Below are 17,131 nucleotides of genomic sequence, written 5' to 3' on the forward strand. Positions count from 1 at the left end.
CGCCGGGCCTGGTCCCGGCGCGGCGCGGACGGGGATTGTCGACATGCGACGGGGGGCCGCCTGATCGGGCGGCCCTTTCGGTTGCAAGCCGCCGTTCATGTCGGCAGAGTCAGGGCGTCTCGAATGCCGACGGCGACGCCGCCGCGGCCGACGCGTGCGAAGGCGGGAAGGCGGAACATGTCCCAGGGCGACCGGAACCTCGCCACGCGGGCGGCGGACGAGGGCGGCGCCGGGACGCCTGCGCCCGATCCTGCCGCGCCCCCTGTCGATGGTTCGCAGGAGGGCGTCGGGCCGCAGCCCGGCGACGGCCAGACCGAGCCGCCGCTGATCGTCGACCTCGACGGCACGCTCTCGCGCATCGATACGCTCCATGAAAGCGCCATCGGCCTGCTGGCCGGCGGGCTGCCAGACTTCGTGGCGGTGCTGCGCGCCGCGCCGGGCGGCAAGGCCGCGGTCAAGGCCGCCATCGCCGACCGGGTGACGCTCGACGTCGCCTGCCTCCCCTATCGCGAGGAGGTGCTGGAGCTGATCCGCGCCGCCCGCGCCCGCGGACGCGAGGTGCATCTCGTCACCGCCGCCGATCAGCGCATCGCCGACGCGGTGGCCGCGCATCTGGGCGTGTTCGACTCCGCCCACGGCTCGCGCGAGGGCGTGAACCTCGGCGGCGACCGCAAGGCCGAGTTTCTGGCCGAACGCTTCGGCGAGGGCGGCTACGACTACGCCGGCGACCACGCGCGGGACCTGCCGGTCTGGGCGCGGGGGCGGCGCAGCATCGTGGTCGGCGCGGCGCCCCGGGTCGCCCGCCTCGCCGCCGAGCAGGCGGCCGGCGCCGGCGCCCGCGCGCCGGTGATCGTCGATCCCCCCGCCGGCGGCCCGACGCGCGCGCGCGCCTACCTGCGCGCCCTGCGCCCGCACCAGTGGCTCAAGAACCTGCTGGTGTTCCTGCCGCTGCTCGCCACCCACCGCGAGGCGGGATCCGAGGTGCTGGCCGCGGTGATCTGCTTCGCCGCCTTCTCGCTGGTCGCCTCGTCGGTCTACTGCCTCAACGACCTGCTCGACCTCGACGCCGACCGCGCCCATCCGCGCAAGCGCAACCGGCCCTTCGCCTCGGGCCAGGTTCCGGCGATGCACGGGCTGGCGATGGCCGGTGGCCTGTTCCTGGCGGGCTTTGCGCTGGCCGCCGCCGTGAACGCGATGACGGTGGGCGTGCTGAGCGTCTATTTCGGCGCCACGCTGCTTTATTCGCTGGCCCTCAAGCGCGAGCTGGTGATCGACATCTGCCTGCTCGCCGGGCTCTACACCCTGCGGGTGATCGCAGGGGGCATGGCCGTCGACCTGCCGCCCTCGCCGTGGATGCTGGCGCTCTCGACCTTCCTGTTCCTGTCGCTGGCGGCGATGAAGCGGCAGACCGAGCTCGTGGACCTCGCCGCCGCGGGCAAGTCCGAGACCTCGGGCCGCGCCTACCGGGCCGAGGATCTCAACGTGGTCACCATGATGGCGATCGCGGCGGGCTACACGGCGGTGCTGGTGCTGGCGCTCTATATCTACTCGCCCGCGGTGCAGAGGCTTTACGAATCTCCGCTAATCCTCTGGGGGGCGCCTCCGATCCTGCTCTACTGGATCTCGCGCATGGTGATGATCGCCCACCGAGGCGGCATGGACGACGACCCGGTGCTGTTCGCGGTGAAGGACGCGGTCTCGATCTGCTGCGGGGCCGGGATCGTCGTGCTCGGCGGTCTGGCGACGGTGATGTAGGCGGATGAAGGCGGGCCCCCGGGTGAAGCGCATCGACGAGGACAAGGACTACGCGCTGGACGCCGATCCCGCGTCCTCGGCCTATCCGGACTACGGCCCGGGCGGCCTTCGCCGCGGCGGTCGCCTGTCGGCGACCGAGATCGCGGTGCGCTATGTCGGCTTTGCCGTGATCGCGACCATCTGCAACCTCGCCGCCCAGCGCCTGGTGCTCGCGGCCCTGCGCCAGGAGGAGACGGTGGCCTTCGGCTGGGCGCCGCATCTGCTGGACTGGGTGCTGGACGATCTGCTGGGCGTGGTCTCCTCGGGCCAGCTCGGCTGGCGGGCGGAGTGGCACGGGCCGCTGGCCCTGACGCTGGCCATCGGCTTCGGCACCGCTGTGGGGCTGGTGGTGAAGTACCTGCTCGACAAGCGCTGGATCTTCTTCGACCGCTCCACCGGCGCGAAGGCCCACGCCCGTCGCTTCGCGCTCTACACGCTGATGGGAGGCGCCACGACCGCGATCTTCTGGGGGTCCGAGGCGCTGGCCTGGTGGATCTGGCACACCAACCTGGCGCGCGAGACGGGGGCGGTCCTGGGGCTGATGGTCGGCTACGTGGCCAAGTACCAGTTCGACCGCCGCTTCGTGTTCAACACCGACGCGGGAGCGGACGAGCCGCCGGCCGCCCGATGAGCGCGCGCCCCGAGCCGGCCTCCGACCCGGCCCCCTCGGAACCCGGCGCGCCTGCCGCCGACGCCGGCCGCCCGCCCGCGTCCTTGCGGGCTGATGGCCCGCCTGCGCCCTTGCGGGCTGACGGCCCGCCTGCGCCCCTGCGGGCTGACGGCCCGCCCGCGCCTGCCCCGCTCTCGGGATGGGGCCGGTTTCCGGTCCTCCCCGCCCATCGCGCCGCGCCCGCCGACACGCAGGCCGCAGCGGCGCTGCTGCGCCGGCAGGGCGAGGGCATCGCGCCCCGCGGCCTCGGGCGGGCCTATGGCGACGCGGCGCTGCCGCCCGCGACCGGCCTGGGCCTCGCGGTCGAGACCGCGCGCCTCGACCGCTTTGTGTCCTTCGACCCAGGGACCGGCGTGCTGGTCGCGGAGTCCGGCGTCTCGCTGGGCGAGATCGCCACCGCGCTGCTGCCCCGCGGCTGGTTCCCCGCAGTGGTCCCCGGCACCCGCTTTGTCAGCCTGGGCGGCGCCATCGCGGCGGATGTGCATGGCAAGAACCACCACGCGCCGGGCGGCGGGTCCTTCGGCGACCATGTCGAATGGGTCGAGCTGATGGGCGCCGACGGCGCCCTGACGCGCCTCGCGCCCGGCGATCCCGGCTTCGCCGAGACCTGCGGCGGGATGGGCCTGACCGGCTTCATCACCCGCGCCGCGATCCGCCTGCGCCGCGTCGAGAGCGGCTGGCTGCGGCAGGAGACGGTGCGCGCCGCCAATCTCGACGCCGCCATGGACCTGATCGAGGCCTCGGACGGCTGGACCCACGCCTCCGCCTGGATCGACTGCCTGTCGACGGGGCGGGAGCTGGGGCGGTCGATCCTCTACCGGGCCGAGGACGCGGGGTATGAGGAGCTCGACGCCACCTGCAAGCTGGACCGCTGGGCGCTGAAGGCGCAGGAGAAAAGCCTCGGCCCGCCGCCCGACCTGATCCCGGGCTTCGCGCTGAACCTGATCACCATGCGCGCCTTCAACGCCCTCTACTGGGCCGGCGGCGGGCGGGCCGAGCGGCGGGGCCCGGCGCTCGTCGATTGGGGCAAGTGCTTCCACCCGCTCGACGCCGTGCTGGGCTGGAACCGGATCTACGGCCGCCGCGGCTTCGTGCAGTTCCAGTGCGCCCTGCCGCCCGAGACGGCCCGAAAGGGCTTGCGCGCCATGCTGGAAACCACCTCGGCCGCGGGGCAGGGCAGTTTTCTCGCCGTGCTCAAGGCGCTCGGCGAGGGACGCGAGGGGCCGAGCCTGTCGTTCCCCCGCCGCGGCTGGACGCTGGCGCTCGATTTCCCCGCCACCCCGCGGGCCTTCTTCGTGATCGAGCGACTGCACCGCCTGACCGCCGACCACGGCGGGCGCGTCTACCTCGCCAAGGACGCCCGCATGACGGCCGCCGAATTCGCCGCGACCGAGCCTCGCGCCCCCGCCTTCCGCGCCTCGCCCGCCAGGGCGCGCGCCTTCGCCACCGCCCTCGCCCGGAGACTGGACCTTTGACCGACGCCGCTTCCGACGCCCGCGGGCCCGACCGCCGGCCCGCCCTGATCCTCGGCGCGGGCTCCGACATGGGGCGCGAGGTGGCCAGGCTGCTGGCCGCGAAGGGCCGCCCGATCCAGCTTGCCGGCCGCAGGCCAGAGGCGCTGGAGCGGGACGCCGCCGACCTGCGCGCCCGCTTCGACGTCGCCGTCAGCACCCACGCCTGGGACGCCACCGACCTGGCCTCGGCCGGGGCGTTCCTCGACGGGCTGCCCGAGACGCCCTCGATCGTGCTCTGCGCCGTGGGCCTGCTGGGCGAGCAGGAGGCGATCCAGGACGACCCCGCCGCCATCGCGCAGATCGTGGCGACCAACTTCACCGGGCCGGCCGTGACGCTCGAGGCCGCGGCGGCGCGGCTGGCGAAGCTGCCCGGCCGCACGGCGGTGGTGGGCATCGGCTCGGTCGCGGGCGACCGGGGGCGGGCGCGCAACTACTGGTACGGGGCGGCCAAGGCGGGGTTCGCGACCATGCTCTCGGGGCTGCGCCAGCGCTATGCGGCGACCGACCTGACGGTGACGCTGGTGCGACCGGGGTTCGTCGCCACCTCGATGACCGCAGGCATGGACCTGCCCAAGCCGCTGGTGATCTCGGCCGAGCAGCAGGCGAAGCTGATCGTGGAGGGCGTCGAGAAGCGCCGCCACCACGTGATCCACTGGAAATGGGCGCTGCTGATGAGCGTGATCCGCAACCTGCCCGAGGCGGTCTTCCTCAAGACCAGGTTCTGAGGCCGCCGCACGGCCCGACCTGCGACGGCGATGAATCCCGCTTGGCGGGACGGCCGCGTGCAGCCGTTGCGTCAACTTCAAGACGTCGCAGAACGGACATTTTTCCGTCTCCCAATCTTCGCCAATCCGCGAAGATCGCTCGGGTTTTTCGCTGATACGAACCGCTGGCCCGGCTCCGCCGCGATCCGGCGGGCCGACCCGGACGCCTGCCGCGTCCGGGCCCGTTCGTGCGCGCCCGCGCGCGGGCGTCATCGATCTGCGCTCCGTTCGCGGGGCCGCCTTTCCGAGGGGAAACGCCCGTGGCCGTCCTTCCGACTCCGTCCGCGCCCACCGCCGTCGGCGGAACCATCGTCGCCTCCGACCTGACCGCCGAGGCCGCCGTCAACCTGGTCTCGTTCGACAACGCCTATGCGGACGCGTTCTCGTCCTCGGGCGACGGCGCGCAGGTCTACCAGCGCGGGGTCTCCCCCTCGATCCCGTTCGCGGTGCTGGACGACACGCTGGTCACCTTCCCCGGCGACACGCTGGGCATCGTCGACGACACCGACGCCGACCCGTTCTTCGGCGTCACCGACACGCTCAACGACGACAACCCCACGGGCGAGGTCTCGGCGACCTGGGTGTTCGACATCGCCGGGCAGGACGACCTGACCGTCTCGATCGACCTTGCGGCCATGGGCGACTTCGAGTCCGACGACAGCTTCGTGTTCGAGGCCTCGATCGACGGCGCCGAGGCCGTGACCCTGTTCGAGGCGGTCGCCGACGAGGACGGCGCGCTGACCTACACGCTGGCCGACGGCACGCAGGTCTCGCTCGACGATCCGCTGAGCGTGGGCGGCATTGCCCTGAGCAACGAGCTGACCGAGTTCGCCGCCGCGATCGAGGGGACCGGCGCCGAGCTGACCCTGAATTTCCGGGCCGTGACCGACGGCGGCTCGGAGGGCTTCGCCTTCCGCAACATCGTGGTGAAGTCGGGGGCCGACATCGAGGAGCCGGGCCCCGGCATCGACGCCCCCCAGCCCTCGGGCACGGTGCGCCTCGCGCGCGTGTGGCAGCATGACTCGGGCGTCGGCGAGGGCGGCTCGGAGGTGGTGCAGTTCGACGACGGCAAGCTCGCGACCACCAACGGCGAGAACGACAGCATCGACGTGCTGGACGCGGCCGACGGGTCGCTGCTGCTGTCCATCGACCTGACCGCGCTGCCGGGCTACGACGGCGTGCAGTCGGTCGACATCAAGAACGGCCTGATCGCGGCCGCCATCGCCCGCGCGCCTGTCGAGATGACCATCTTTGGCGAGACCACACAGGTTTCCCAGCCCGGCTTCGTGGCGATCTTCGACGCAGAGACCGGCGCCCTGATCTCGACCGCCGACGTCGGCAACCTGCCCGACATGATCACCTTCACCGACGACGGCGCGAAGATCCTGGTCGCCGGCGAGGGCGAGAAGAACGAGGACTCCGACCACGACGACAACCCGCTGGGAACCGTCGCCGTGATCGACGTGACCGACCCGGCCGCGCCGACCTCGACCCTTCTCGACTTCACCGCCTTCAACGGCTTCGAGGATCTGGCCCGCGACAACGGCGTGCGCATCGCGCCCGGCGTCGACTTCGCGCTGGACATGGAGCCCGAGTACATCGCCCTGTCGCCCGACGGCGCGAAGGCCTTCGTGACCCTGCAGGAGAACAACGCGGTGGCGGTGCTCGACATCGCCTCGATGACCATCGTCGACGTGATCGGGCTGGGCACGCGCGACTACGCGACCCCGGGCCATGAGCTCGACGCCAACGACAACGGCGTCATCGAGCTCAAGAATTTCGACGATCTCGTCGGCCTGTTCATGCCCGACGCCATCGCCTCCTACGAGGTCGACGGCCAGACCTACTTCGTCACCGCCAACGAGGGCGACGACCGGGGCTTCGACGCCGACCGGGTCGAGGATCTGCTTGAGGACGGGCTGCTCGATCCGTCCGTCGACACCGCGGGGCTGGAGCGTCTGACCGTCTCGACCGTGGATGGCGACACCGACGGCGACGGCGACATCGACGTGCTGCACGCGCTCAACACGCGATCGTTCTCGATCTTCGCCGAAGACGGCACGCTGGTCTACGACTCGGGCTCGCTGTTCGAGACCTTCATCGCGGCCAACTACCCCGAGCGCTTCAACGACGACGACGGCGAGGAGGGGGAGAACCGCTCCGACGCCAAGGGCCCCGAGCCCGAGGCGATCGAGATCGGCACGGCTTACGGCAAGACCTTCGCCTTCATCGGCATGGAGCGGGACTCGGGCGTGTTCGTGATGGACATCACCGACCCGGCCAACGTCTCGCTGGTCGACTACATGCCCGGCTTTGGCAACGGCGACCTGGCCCCCGAGGTGATCGAGTTCATTCCCCAGGAGCAGAGCGCCTCGGGCTTCGCCCAGATCGCGGTGTCCTATGAGGTGACGGGCACGACCTCGCTGTTCAACCTGCTGCCCGACGAGGCCTCGATCGGCCAGATCCAGGGCGCCGGACACATGTCGGCCTTCGAGGGGATGAGCGTGAAGACCGCCGGCATCGTCACTGCGGTCGACAGCAACGGCTTCTATCTGCAGGACCCCGAGGGCGACGGCGACGACGCCACCTCGGACGCGATCTTCGTCTACACCGGCGGCGCGCCCTCGGTGGCCGTGGGCGACGCGGCCGAGGTCACCGGCACGGTGGAGGAATACATCGCCGGCGGCGCCTCGACCGGGAACCTCGCGCTCACCCAGCTGAGCGGCCCGACCATCGAGATCCTGTCCTCGGGCAACGACCTGCCCGCGGCGATCGTGGTGGGGGCCGGCGGGCGCCAGATCCCCGACCGGATCATCTCGGAGGACGAGCTGCCCGTTGACCTCAACGCGGACGACGTCGACTTCGACCCCACGCTCGACGCCATCGATTTCTGGGAGAGCCTCGAGGGCATGGTCGTGACCGTGCAGGGCGGCGCGGTGATCGCCCCGACCAACCGCTTTGACGAGACCTGGGTGGTCTCCGACAACGGCGAGGCGACCACGCCCGCGCTGACCGACCGCGGCGTCCTCCAGATCAACGCCGACGCCGACGGCTACGGCGACCTGAACCCCGAGCGGATCCAGATCCAGTACGACAGCGGCCTGCTGCCCGAGGGGTTCGAGGCGCCGACGCTGAACGTCGGCGACCTGCTCTCGGACGTCACCGGCGTGGTGGGCTACGACTTCGGCAACTACCAGATCGGAGTGACGGAAGAGTTCACGGTCGAGACCCCCTCGACCAACGCCCCCGAGGTCACGACCCTGACGGGGGGCGGCGACAAGCTCTCGGTCGCCACCTTCAACGTGCTCAACCTGACCTCGGCGAGCGGCACGGGCGACTCCGACGATGACGACGCGGCCCAGATCATGGCCCTGGCCCGCCAGATCGTCGAGAACCTGGGCGCCCCCGATATCCTCGGCCTGCAGGAGATCCAGGACAACTCCGGCGTCTCCGACGGGCTGATGGACGGGATCGTGGCGGCCGACGAGACGCTGCAGGCGCTGGCCGACGCCATCGTGGCGCTGGGCGGGCCCGCCTACAGCTTCATCGACAGCGACTACGGGCTCGAGCAGAGCCACGGCGGCGTGCCCGGCGGCAACATCCGCAACGCCTACCTCTACAACGCCGAGCGGGTGGAGCTGCTGGCCACGCAGACGCTCGACGCGGAGGCGCTCGCCGCCTACGGCGTCGCCGATCCCGACGCCTTCGCCGGCACGCGGGAGCCGCTGCTGGCGACCTTCCGCTTCGAAGGCGAAGAGATCACGCTGATCAACAACCACTTCCCCTCGCGCTCGGGCTCCGACCCGATCTTCGGCGCCAACCACCCGTTCGAGCAGGGCGGCGAGGCCGACCGCGAGGCCGCCGCCAGGGCGGTCAACGAGGTGGTCGACGCGCTGGTCGCGGCCGATCCCGACGCCAAGGTGGTGGTGCTGGGCGACCTCAACACCTTCGAGTTCACCGACGAGGTGGCCGAGGATCTCGTCGGCACGGGGCTCGACAAGGTGCTGACGCATCTGGCCGAGTTCGCGGATCCCCAGGACGTCTGGTCCTACATCTTCGACGGCAACGCCCAGGCGCTGGACCACATCCTGGCGACCGCCAACCTGCTGGGCGGGGTCGAGATCGACTATGTCCACGCCAACGCCGACCAGGCCGAGCAGGCCTCGGACCACGACCCGGTGCTGGCGCTGTTCGACTTCGGCTACGGCGAGAAGATCGTGGGGGGCAACGGCAGGCAGGAGCTTGTCGGGACCATGGACGACGACCTGATCTACGGCCGCAAGGGCAAGGACGTGCTGCTGGGCAAGGCCGGCGACGACGCGCTCTACGGCGGTCGCGGCAAGGACGAGCTGCGCGGCGGCCAGGGCGATGACCTGCTGGTCGGGGGCCTGGGCAAGGATCTGATGATCGGCGGCGCCGGCGAGGACATCTTCGCGGTGCAGAAGAAGGGCGGCTGGGACGAGCTGGCCGATTTCGAGGCCGGGCTCGACCTGATCCGGATCGAGGGCTTCGACGCCTCGGTCGGCCTCGACGACGTGTCGTTCAAGACGCACAGGAAGAAGGACTTCGCCTGGGTGAAGGTCGAGAACGACAAGGTGGCCAAGGTCACTTCCGAGGACTTCGATCAGCTCACGACCGACGACCTGTTCTTCGCCTGACCGGGGCCGAGCGCCAGCAACCGGAAGGGCCGGGGCCGCAACGCCCCGGCCCTTTCGCGTTCCCGCAGGGCGCCTCGCCATGCGCCCTCCCGCGGACCTCCCCCGCCGCGGCGCATTGAAATGCGCCCTACGTCGCCCTTGCGGCCCACGCGCCGGCGCGGTTCCCTGTGCGCCGCGCCGGGTCTCCCCGGCGACCCGAGGGGGGCGCGAATGCACGAACCGACCATGCTGATCCTCGCCCTGGGGATCTTCGCCTATGCCGCCTCGGCCAGGCGGCTGGCCGAGACGCCGCTGACCATGCCGGTGATCTGCCTCGCCCTGGGCCTGGGGCTGTGGAGCGTGGGGCTCGCCCCCCGGGCGCTGGACGCGCGGCTCGACATCGTGGCCGAGATCGCGCTGGCCCTGGTCCTGTTCTCGGACGCCGCGCGCACCGACGCCCGCGCGCTGGTGCGCGCCCATCGCTGGCCCGCGCGGATGCTGGCGGTGGGGCTGCCGCTGTCGGTGGGGATCGGCTTCGGGGCCGGAGTGCTGCTCTTGCCCGGCTGGCCCCTGCTCGAGGTGGCGCTGGTTGCGGCGATCCTCGCCCCGACCGACGCGGCGCTGGGCCAGGCGGTGGCCACCTCGCCCCTGCTGCCCGAGCGCGTCCGCCGCGCCCTGGTGGTCGAGAGCGGGTTGAACGACGGGCTCGCCCTGCCGCTGGTCCTGCTGTTCGCCACGCTCGCGGGCGCGACCGAGAGCGACGCGGCGATGAGCGTGGCCGATTTCGCGCAGTTCATGGCCGCCCAGATCGGCTTCGGCGCGGCGGCGGGGCTGTTCGCGGGCCTGGCGGGGGGCGCCTTTCTGGGGCTCGCCCGGGCGCGGGGCTGGACGCAGGACGAATCCGAGGGGATCGCCGCGCTCGCCGTCGTCGCCTTCGCCTATTTCGCCGCCGAGGCGCTGGGCGGCAACGCCTTCGTGGCCTGTTTCTCGGCCGGGCTCGGCTTTGGCGGCGCGCTGGCCCTCACCGGGCCGCAGGAGCCGCCCCGCGGCTTCCTGGTCGAGTTCCTCGACGGCGAGGGGCAGGTGCTGGTGCTTGCCGCCTTCGTGCTGATCGGAACCTCGATGCTGCCCCAGGTCTTCGACCGCGCGGGGTGGCGGGAGGCGGGGCTGGTCCTCGTCTCGCTGGTCTTCGTGCGGCCGCTGGCGATCTGGCTGTCGCTGGGCGGCACGGACGCGCCGCCCCGCGCGCGGCTGTTCATGGGCTGGTTCGGGCCGAGGGGGCTCGCGACCGCGCTGTTCGCGCTGATCGCGGTCGAGGGGCGGGACCTGTCGCATGGCGACGACATCCTCGCCATCGCGGGGCTGGCGGTGGCGATGTCGGCGATCCTGCACGGCGCCTCGGCCGCGCCCGCCGCGCGCCGCTGGGGGCCGCGGCTGGGCGGGTAGGGCAGGGGGCGCCCGGCTCGGGCGCCCCCCCTGTCGTTCAGCGGAAGGGACGGAAGGCGTCGCGAACCTCGCGCACGAAGATCTCGGGCTGCTCGAAGGCGGCGAAGTGGCCGCCCTTCTCGACCTCGGTCCAGCGGCGGATGTCGGTGTAGACCTTTTCGCACCACGACCGGGGCGCGGGCACGATCTCGCGCGGGAAAACCGTCGCCATGGTGGGGATGTCCACCTGCGGGGGCCTTCGGCGGAAGCTCTCCCAGTACAGCCGGGCCGAGGATCCGCCCGCCGCCGGCAGCCAGTACATCATGATGTTGTCGAGCATCTCGTCCTTGGACACCACGCTCTCGGGATCGCCGTCGTTGTCGGTCCAGGCGTGCATCTTCTCGTAGATCCACGCGGCCTGGCCGATGGGGCTGTCGGTCAGCGCGTAGCCGAGCGTCTGGGGCTTGGTGGACTGGATGCGCGAATACCCCGTGTGCTCGTGCCGGTGAGCGCGGTTGCGGTCGAGCGCGCGCTTCTCCTCCGGCCCCGGGTCGGGATCGTCCCGCTCCGGCACGAAGGAGGGCATGTTGAGGTGGATCGCCTCCAGCCCCTTGGCGCGGATATGGCCGAGCTGCGTGGTCACCGCCGCCCCCCAGTCGCCGCCCTGCGCCACCCAGGCGTCGTAGCCCAGCCGGCGCATCAGCTCCTCCCAGGCCCTGGCGATGCGCTCGACCCCCCAGCCCGTCTCGGCCGGCTTGTCCGAGAAGCCGTAGCCCGGCAGCGAGGGCGCGATCACGTGGAAGGCGTCGGCGGGGTCGCCGCCATGGGCTGCGGGGTCGGTCAGCGGCCCGATGATGCGCGCGAACTCGACGACCGAGCCGGGCCAGCCGTGGGTGATCAGCATCGGCTTGGCGCCGGGAACCGGGGACCGCGCGTGCAGGACGTGGAACCCCAGCCCGTCGATCACCGTGCGGAAGGAGCCAAAGCCGTTCAGCTCCGCCTCGCAGCGCCGCCAGTCGTAGCTGTGGCGCCAGTAGTCGACCAGCTCGCGCAGCTTTTCCAGCGGCGCGCCCTGGACCCAGCCGCCGGGGGCGGGTTCGGCCTCGGGCCAGCGGGTCAGGTCGATGCGGGCGTTGAGGTCGTCGAGCTCTGCCTGGGGCACGGAGATCGGCCAGGAGACGACTGTGTCGTCCCGGGTCGCGTCAGTCATGGAAATCCTCCCTGCGGGCGCCGGGTTCTGCGTGGGGGCGCCAGCTTTGTTTCGCGGCGAGCATGGACCGTGAGCGTCGCCGGTCTCAAGCCTCCGCGGCATTGTCGCCGGTTTTCCGCGGGGGGGCGGCCCGGGGGGTTGATCGGGCGCAGCGCGCAAGGTTGCATGCGCCGATCCCCTCCCCAGCTGCCCGAGCCCGGGACCTGCCCATGATCCGCGCCTTCGTCGCCCTGCCGATGCCCGACTCCCTCCGCGACCGCCTCGAGGAGCTGGGCGACGACATCGAGGAGGGTCGCCCCACCGATCCCGAGAACCTGCATCTGACGCTCGCCTTCCTCGGCGAGCAGCGGCCCGAGCTGCTGGAGGACGTGGCGGTGGAGCTCGAGCGGCTCTCGCCCCCCGCCCCCACCCTCGCGCTGCGCGGCGTGGGCGTGTTCGGCGGCGGGCGGCCCCGCTCGGCCCATGTCATGGCCGCGGCCGATTCGACGCTGTCTGCCCTGCGCGATTCGGTGCGCCGGGCCTGCCGGCGCGGCGGGCTCGAGCTGCCGCACGCGCGCTTCACCCCCCATGTCACCGTGGCCCGGTTCTCGACCCGGGCGCCGGCGGGCGAGGGGCTGGCGCGCTGGCTCGCGCGCAATGCCGGGTTTGCGGCAGAGCCGTTCCAGCCGGACGCGGCCGCGCTCTACCGCTCGGACCTGGGTCCTGCGGGGCCGATCTACCGGGAGTTGTTGGAAATTCCGCTGGGCTGAGCCCGGCGATCGCGCGGTCAGGCCGCGCCATGCGGGCCCGGGCGCAGCCGCCCGGCCCGCCTCAGACGGTCACCAGCCGTAGCGCCAGGCAAGCTCGCGGCGCATCTTCGCCTCGGCCAGCGTCAGGCGCACGTTCCAGCGCCCGACCCTTCGGTCGCGCTGCACCCGCCGCCAAATGTTCATCCGGCCGTTCATCATCCGGCGCTCCCAAACGCACCCACCCACTGGCGAAATCACCCTTAGGCCCGTTGCGTTAATCAAAAGCGACGGGCGCGTGAAGAGTTCACGCGCCCGACTATCTTTCACGTCCGGTAAAAGAAAGGTTGCCGTTGCGTCGGCGCCGCAGATCGCGGCCCTCTCTCATCGCGCCGCTCCGGGCGCGCCGGCGACGATCAACGCCACCCCTGCGGCGCGTCCCAGAAAGGGCGGTCCGCCTCGCTGCGCGCCAGATCGCCATCGAGGCCGATGTCGCGCAGTTGTTCGGGGGTCAGTCGCGCAAGCGCCTTGCGCTGCCGGGCGACTTCCCGCATCTCAACGAAGCGGGAGACGAACCCGAAGACGCCGACGCCGCGGGACGCGGCGGGTGCGCGGGTCGCGACAGCCGTGTTGCTCATGTTCCTTCTCCATTCACCGATCGTGATGCTGAACCAGACTGCATCACCGTCGTTGATGGATATGGAGAGGCGTGTTACATTCCGCAAACGAATGGTTTTGACGGCCAGCATCACGGAGCGTGATATGCCCAGGAATCTCGACATCACCGCCCTGCGCAGCTTCGCCATGGTCGCCGAGGCCGGCGGCGTGACCAAGGCCGCCGCCCGACTGCATCTGACCCAGTCGGCAGTATCCATGCAGTTGAAAAGGCTTGAGGAATCCATCGGCCTGCCGCTGCTGGACCGCACCGGCCGGGCGCCTCAGCTGACCTCCCAGGGGGAGCTGCTCCTGTCCTACGCGCGGCGCATGATCGCGCTCAACGACGAGGCCTGGGGACGGCTCACCGGCCAGGCGTTCGAGGGCGAGATCACGCTCGGCGTGCCCGCCGACATCGTCTACCCCCACATCCCCCAGGTGCTGCAGCGCTTCAGTCGCGAATTCCCGCGCGTGAAGATCACCCTGGTCAGCTCCTACACCCGCCGCCTGCATGCGCTGCGCGAGCGGGGCGAGGCCGACCTGATCCTGACCACCGAGCACAGCGCCCGCCCCGGCGCCGAGCTGCTTGAGCGCGCGACGCTGGTCTGGGTCGGCGCGCCGGGCGGCCACGCCTGGAAGGCGCGCCCCCTGCGGCTCGCCTTCGAGAACAACTGCATCTTCCGCGCCTCGGTGCAGGAGGAGCTGGACCTTGCGGGCATCCCCTGGGAGATGGCGGTGGAGTCCGAGACCACGCGCACGATCGAGGCTTCGGTCTCGGCCGATCTCGCGGTCCATGCGGTGATCGAGACCGCCGCCCAGCGTCACCTCGAGGTGATCCGCCACGGCGGCGCCCTGCCGGACCTGCCCGAATACCTGATCAACATGTACCGCGCCGACGGCGCCCCCAACCCGCTGGTCGACCGCCTGGCCGAGTTCGTCGAGGACGCCTACCGCGGCGCCCCCGACCGGGCGCTCGCGGCCGAGTAGGGGAGGCCCCCCGAGGCCGCCCCGAGGCCCCCGCGAAGCCCCCACGGCGCGCCGACCCCCTGGCGCGCCGGCCTCATCCCATCGTCACCACCACCTTGCCGGTGGCCTTGCGGCTGCGCAGCAGGTCGAGCCCCGCCTCGGCCTCCTCGAGCGGCAGCAGGTGGGAGACATGGGGCTTGAGCTTGCCCTCGCGCCACCAGGCGAACAGCTGCGCAAGGCTGCCCGACAGCACCTCGGGGGCGTGGGTCTTGTAGGCGCCCACCCAGAAGCCGATGGCGGTCAGGTTCTTGACCAGCAGGTGGTTGGCCGGGATCTGGGGAACCTCGCCCGAGGCGAAGCCGATCGGCAGCAGCCGCGCCCCGAAGCGGCAGGAGCGAAAGGCCGCCGTCCACTGCTCGCCCCCCACCGCGTCGTAGACCACGTCGAGGCCGCCCAGCCCGAGGCAGACCTCGCGGATGTCCTGGGTCTCGGAATCGAGCAGGTGGTCGGCGCCGGCGGCTTTCGCGATCTCCAGCCGCGCGGGCCCGCGGGCGCAGGCGATGACCTCGGCGCCCATCAGCTTGCCGATCTCGACCGCGCTCAGCCCCACGCCCCCGGCCGCCCCGGTGACCAGCAGTCGTTCGCCCGGCCGCATCCGCGCCAGATGATCGAGCGCCACGTGGGAGGTGCCGTAGGCCACCTGGAACGAGGCCGCGTCCTGCGCGCTCATCCCCGAGGGGACGGGGGTGCACAGGCGCGCGTCGGCCAGGGTCTGCTCGGCCAGCCCCTCGGCCACGAGGGCCGCCACGCGGTCGCCGGGGGCGAGGCCCTCGACCCCCTCGCCCAGCGCCTCGACGAGGCCGCAGACCTCGCCGCCGAGCGCGCTGGGAAGGGTCTTCTTCTCCTGGTAGCGGCCCTTCACATGCAGGGTGTCGGCGAAGTTCAGGCCGCAGGCCTCGACCCGCAGGCGGACCTCGCCGGGCCCGGGTTCGGGGGCGGGGATCTCGTCGAGGCGCAGAAGCTCGTTGAGGGCGTGAAGGCGCATGGCGCGCATGAGGGTCCTCCCGGGTCGTTTGCCGCGGGCAGACTGCCTTGCGACGCGGAGCGGGGAAAGGCGCGCGATCAGGCGGGAGGATCCTCGAGGGGCGTGACCGCGTCCCCCAGCCGCGCGGGCCCCGCGACCAGAACCTCGGCCGTCATGCCCCCGTGCCCGCGCATGGCCGAGTGGCCGCCCGGCCCCAGCGCCGCCTCCATCCGCGAGCAGGGCGCGCAGGGGCCGGTCACCCGCAGCACCGCGCCGCCCACCCGGATGCTGCGCCCGCGCAGGGCGGCAAGGTTGATCCCCGCCACGGCCAGGTTGCGGCGCAGGTCGGCAAAGCCGGCGCCGGGCGCCCGGGCCAGCGCGCGGATCGCCTCGAGGTGCTCGGCCTGGATCAGCGTGACCGCGCGGGCGCCGGGACGGGCGTGGTCGCCCTGCAGACCGTCGAGGGCGATCTGCGCTTCCTCCGCCGCGACCACGTCCGCGCGCCGGGCCGGGCGCAGGCCGATCCACACGATCCGACCGGGCCCCGCGTGCCGGGCGATCATCTCGGCCAGCCGTCCCTGCATGGCGCTTCTCCTCCCCTTCGTGCGACGCGCAAGGTCGCTTCCGTGCCGTCGCCCGCCGCTCATGGCGCTGGCGCCGGGCGCGCGGATCGCCATAGTCCCGCCACCGATACCCCGGGGCGCCGCCCGGAACCGCAGAGGACCCTCCATGACCGGACCCGCCGACATCCGCCAGTTCGTGCTGAACCTCAGCTGCGACGACAAGCCGGGCATCGTCGCCGCCATCACCACCGAGCTGGCCTCGATCGGCGGCAACATCGAGGAATCCAACCAGTTCCGCGATCCGGCGATGAACCGCTTCTTCATGCGCATCGCCTTCTGGGCGCCGGGGCGGCTGACCGCCGACGACATCGACCGCGCCCTGCGCCCGGTGGTCGACCGCTACGAGATGCGCATCACGCTGGGCGACAGCGCGCGTCGCCCGAAGATGGTGATCATGGTCTCGAAGTTCGACCACGCGATGCAGCATCTGCTCTACCAGATCCGGGTGGGCTGGCTGGACGCCGACATCGTGGGCATCGTCTCCAACCACGAGACCTCGCGCGCCGACGCCGAGCGGGAGGGCGTCCCCTATCACTGCTGGCCGGTGACCCGCGACAACAAGGCCGAGCAGGAGGCCCGCCTGCTGGAGCTGGTCAAGGACACCGGCGCCGACCTGGTGGTGCTGGCGCGCTACATGCAGGTGCTCTCGGACGGGCTGTCCAGGCGCCTCTACGGCAAGGTGATCAACATCCACCACTCGTTCCTGCCCAGCTTCAAGGGCGCCAAGCCCTATCACCAGGCCTACGAGCGGGGCGTGAAGCTGATCGGCGCCACGGCCCACTACGTGACCCCCGACCTCGACGAGGGCCCGATCATCGAGCAGGAGACGGTGCGCGTCTCCCACGCCATGTCGGCCGAGGATTTCGTGGCCGAGGGCCGCGACGTGGAATCCCGCGTCCTCGCCCACGCCGTGAAGGCCCATCTCGAGCGTCGCGTCATGCTCAACGGCCACAAGACGGTCGTCTTCGCCAAGTGACCCCGCCTTGGGGCGGGCCCCGCTCGCCCCAGGCGCCCCCGCGCGACGCCAAACAGCCCGCGCGAGCGCCTGTTCTCCGGAGCCGTCCGTCGCTGATGCCGATCAGAGCGACTCGCCCGCAGGGGTCAGGGATCGCGAAGCGACCCCCG

At 71.9% G+C, this 17,131-nt stretch carries 13 protein-coding genes; 9 read left to right on the forward strand and 4 right to left on the reverse strand.

Translation table 11 applies throughout. The features are described from left to right. The first annotated feature begins 177 nt into the window (after positions 1-177). From AAC134_RS18060 to AAC134_RS18085, 6 genes are all read left to right on the forward strand, one after another. The gene (locus AAC134_RS18060) at positions 178-1,755 is read left to right on the forward strand and encodes a UbiA family prenyltransferase (protein ID WP_339950521.1); all 1,578 of its coding nucleotides are present in this window, start codon (positions 178-180) and stop codon (positions 1,753-1,755) included. A 4-nt stretch (positions 1,756-1,759) separates the two neighbouring features. After that, a complete protein-coding gene (locus tag AAC134_RS18065; RefSeq protein ID WP_339950522.1) occupies positions 1,760-2,425 on the forward strand; it encodes a GtrA family protein in 666 nt (221 codons plus the stop codon). Positions 2,426-2,535: 110 nt separating this feature from the next. Next, positions 2,536-3,939 carry an FAD-binding oxidoreductase gene (locus AAC134_RS18070; protein ID WP_339950523.1) on the forward strand — a complete coding sequence of 468 codons (1,404 nt, stop codon included), beginning with the start codon at positions 2,536-2,538 and terminating at the stop codon, positions 3,937-3,939. After that, complete coding sequence (locus AAC134_RS18075) at positions 3,936-4,703, forward strand: SDR family NAD(P)-dependent oxidoreductase (protein ID WP_339950524.1); 768 nt, start codon at positions 3,936-3,938, stop codon at positions 4,701-4,703. The genes AAC134_RS18070 and AAC134_RS18075 overlap by 4 nt, the downstream gene beginning before the upstream one ends. Before the next feature lie 299 nt (positions 4,704-5,002). Continuing rightward, entirely contained in the window at positions 5,003-9,400 is a 4,398-nt protein-coding gene (locus AAC134_RS18080; RefSeq protein WP_339950525.1) for a choice-of-anchor I family protein, read from the forward strand. A gap of 210 nt (positions 9,401-9,610) precedes the next feature. Further along, a complete protein-coding gene (locus AAC134_RS18085; RefSeq protein ID WP_339950526.1) occupies positions 9,611-10,825 on the forward strand; it encodes a cation:proton antiporter in 1,215 nt (404 codons plus the stop codon). A gap of 37 nt (positions 10,826-10,862) precedes the next feature. Here the strand turns inward: AAC134_RS18085 and AAC134_RS18090 are convergent, their stop codons facing one another. Next, on the reverse strand, positions 10,863-12,014 hold the full coding sequence (locus AAC134_RS18090) for an epoxide hydrolase family protein (protein ID WP_339950527.1): 1,152 nt from the start codon (positions 12,012-12,014) through the stop codon (positions 10,863-10,865). 209 nt (positions 12,015-12,223) lie between these two features. Between AAC134_RS18090 and thpR the strand changes: the two genes are divergently transcribed. Then, entirely contained in the window at positions 12,224-12,763 is a 540-nt protein-coding gene (gene thpR, locus AAC134_RS18095; protein ID WP_339950528.1) for an RNA 2',3'-cyclic phosphodiesterase, read from the forward strand. A gap of 392 nt (positions 12,764-13,155) precedes the next feature. Here the strand turns inward: thpR and AAC134_RS18100 are convergent, their stop codons facing one another. Beyond that, the gene (locus tag AAC134_RS18100) at positions 13,156-13,488 is read right to left on the reverse strand and encodes a DUF1127 domain-containing protein (RefSeq protein ID WP_339950529.1); all 333 of its coding nucleotides are present in this window, start codon (positions 13,486-13,488) and stop codon (positions 13,156-13,158) included. A gap of 13 nt (positions 13,489-13,501) precedes the next feature. Here AAC134_RS18100 and AAC134_RS18105 point away from each other — a divergent pair, with 13 nt between their 5' ends. Further along, positions 13,502-14,380 carry a LysR family transcriptional regulator gene (locus AAC134_RS18105; protein ID WP_339950530.1) on the forward strand — a complete coding sequence of 293 codons (879 nt, stop codon included), beginning with the start codon at positions 13,502-13,504 and terminating at the stop codon, positions 14,378-14,380. 73 nt (positions 14,381-14,453) lie between these two features. Here AAC134_RS18105 and AAC134_RS18110 read toward each other — a convergent pair whose 3' ends face one another. Then, positions 14,454-15,413, reverse strand: a complete 960-nt coding sequence (locus tag AAC134_RS18110; RefSeq protein ID WP_339950531.1) for an NADPH:quinone oxidoreductase family protein — start codon at positions 15,411-15,413, stop codon at positions 14,454-14,456. A 68-nt stretch (positions 15,414-15,481) separates the two neighbouring features. Beyond that, positions 15,482-15,967 (reverse strand): MOSC domain-containing protein, encoded by a 486-nt coding sequence (locus tag AAC134_RS18115; protein WP_339950532.1) that lies wholly within the window; start codon positions 15,965-15,967, stop codon positions 15,482-15,484. A gap of 145 nt (positions 15,968-16,112) precedes the next feature. Between AAC134_RS18115 and purU the strand changes: the two genes are divergently transcribed. Continuing rightward, a complete protein-coding gene (gene purU / locus AAC134_RS18120; RefSeq protein WP_339950533.1) occupies positions 16,113-16,982 on the forward strand; it encodes a formyltetrahydrofolate deformylase in 870 nt (289 codons plus the stop codon). The last annotated feature ends 149 nt before the right edge of the window (positions 16,983-17,131 follow it).

Source organism: uncultured Albimonas sp., from assembly GCF_963977235.1.
In the GTDB taxonomy this organism is placed as follows: Bacteria; Pseudomonadota; Alphaproteobacteria; order Rhodobacterales; family Rhodobacteraceae; genus Albimonas.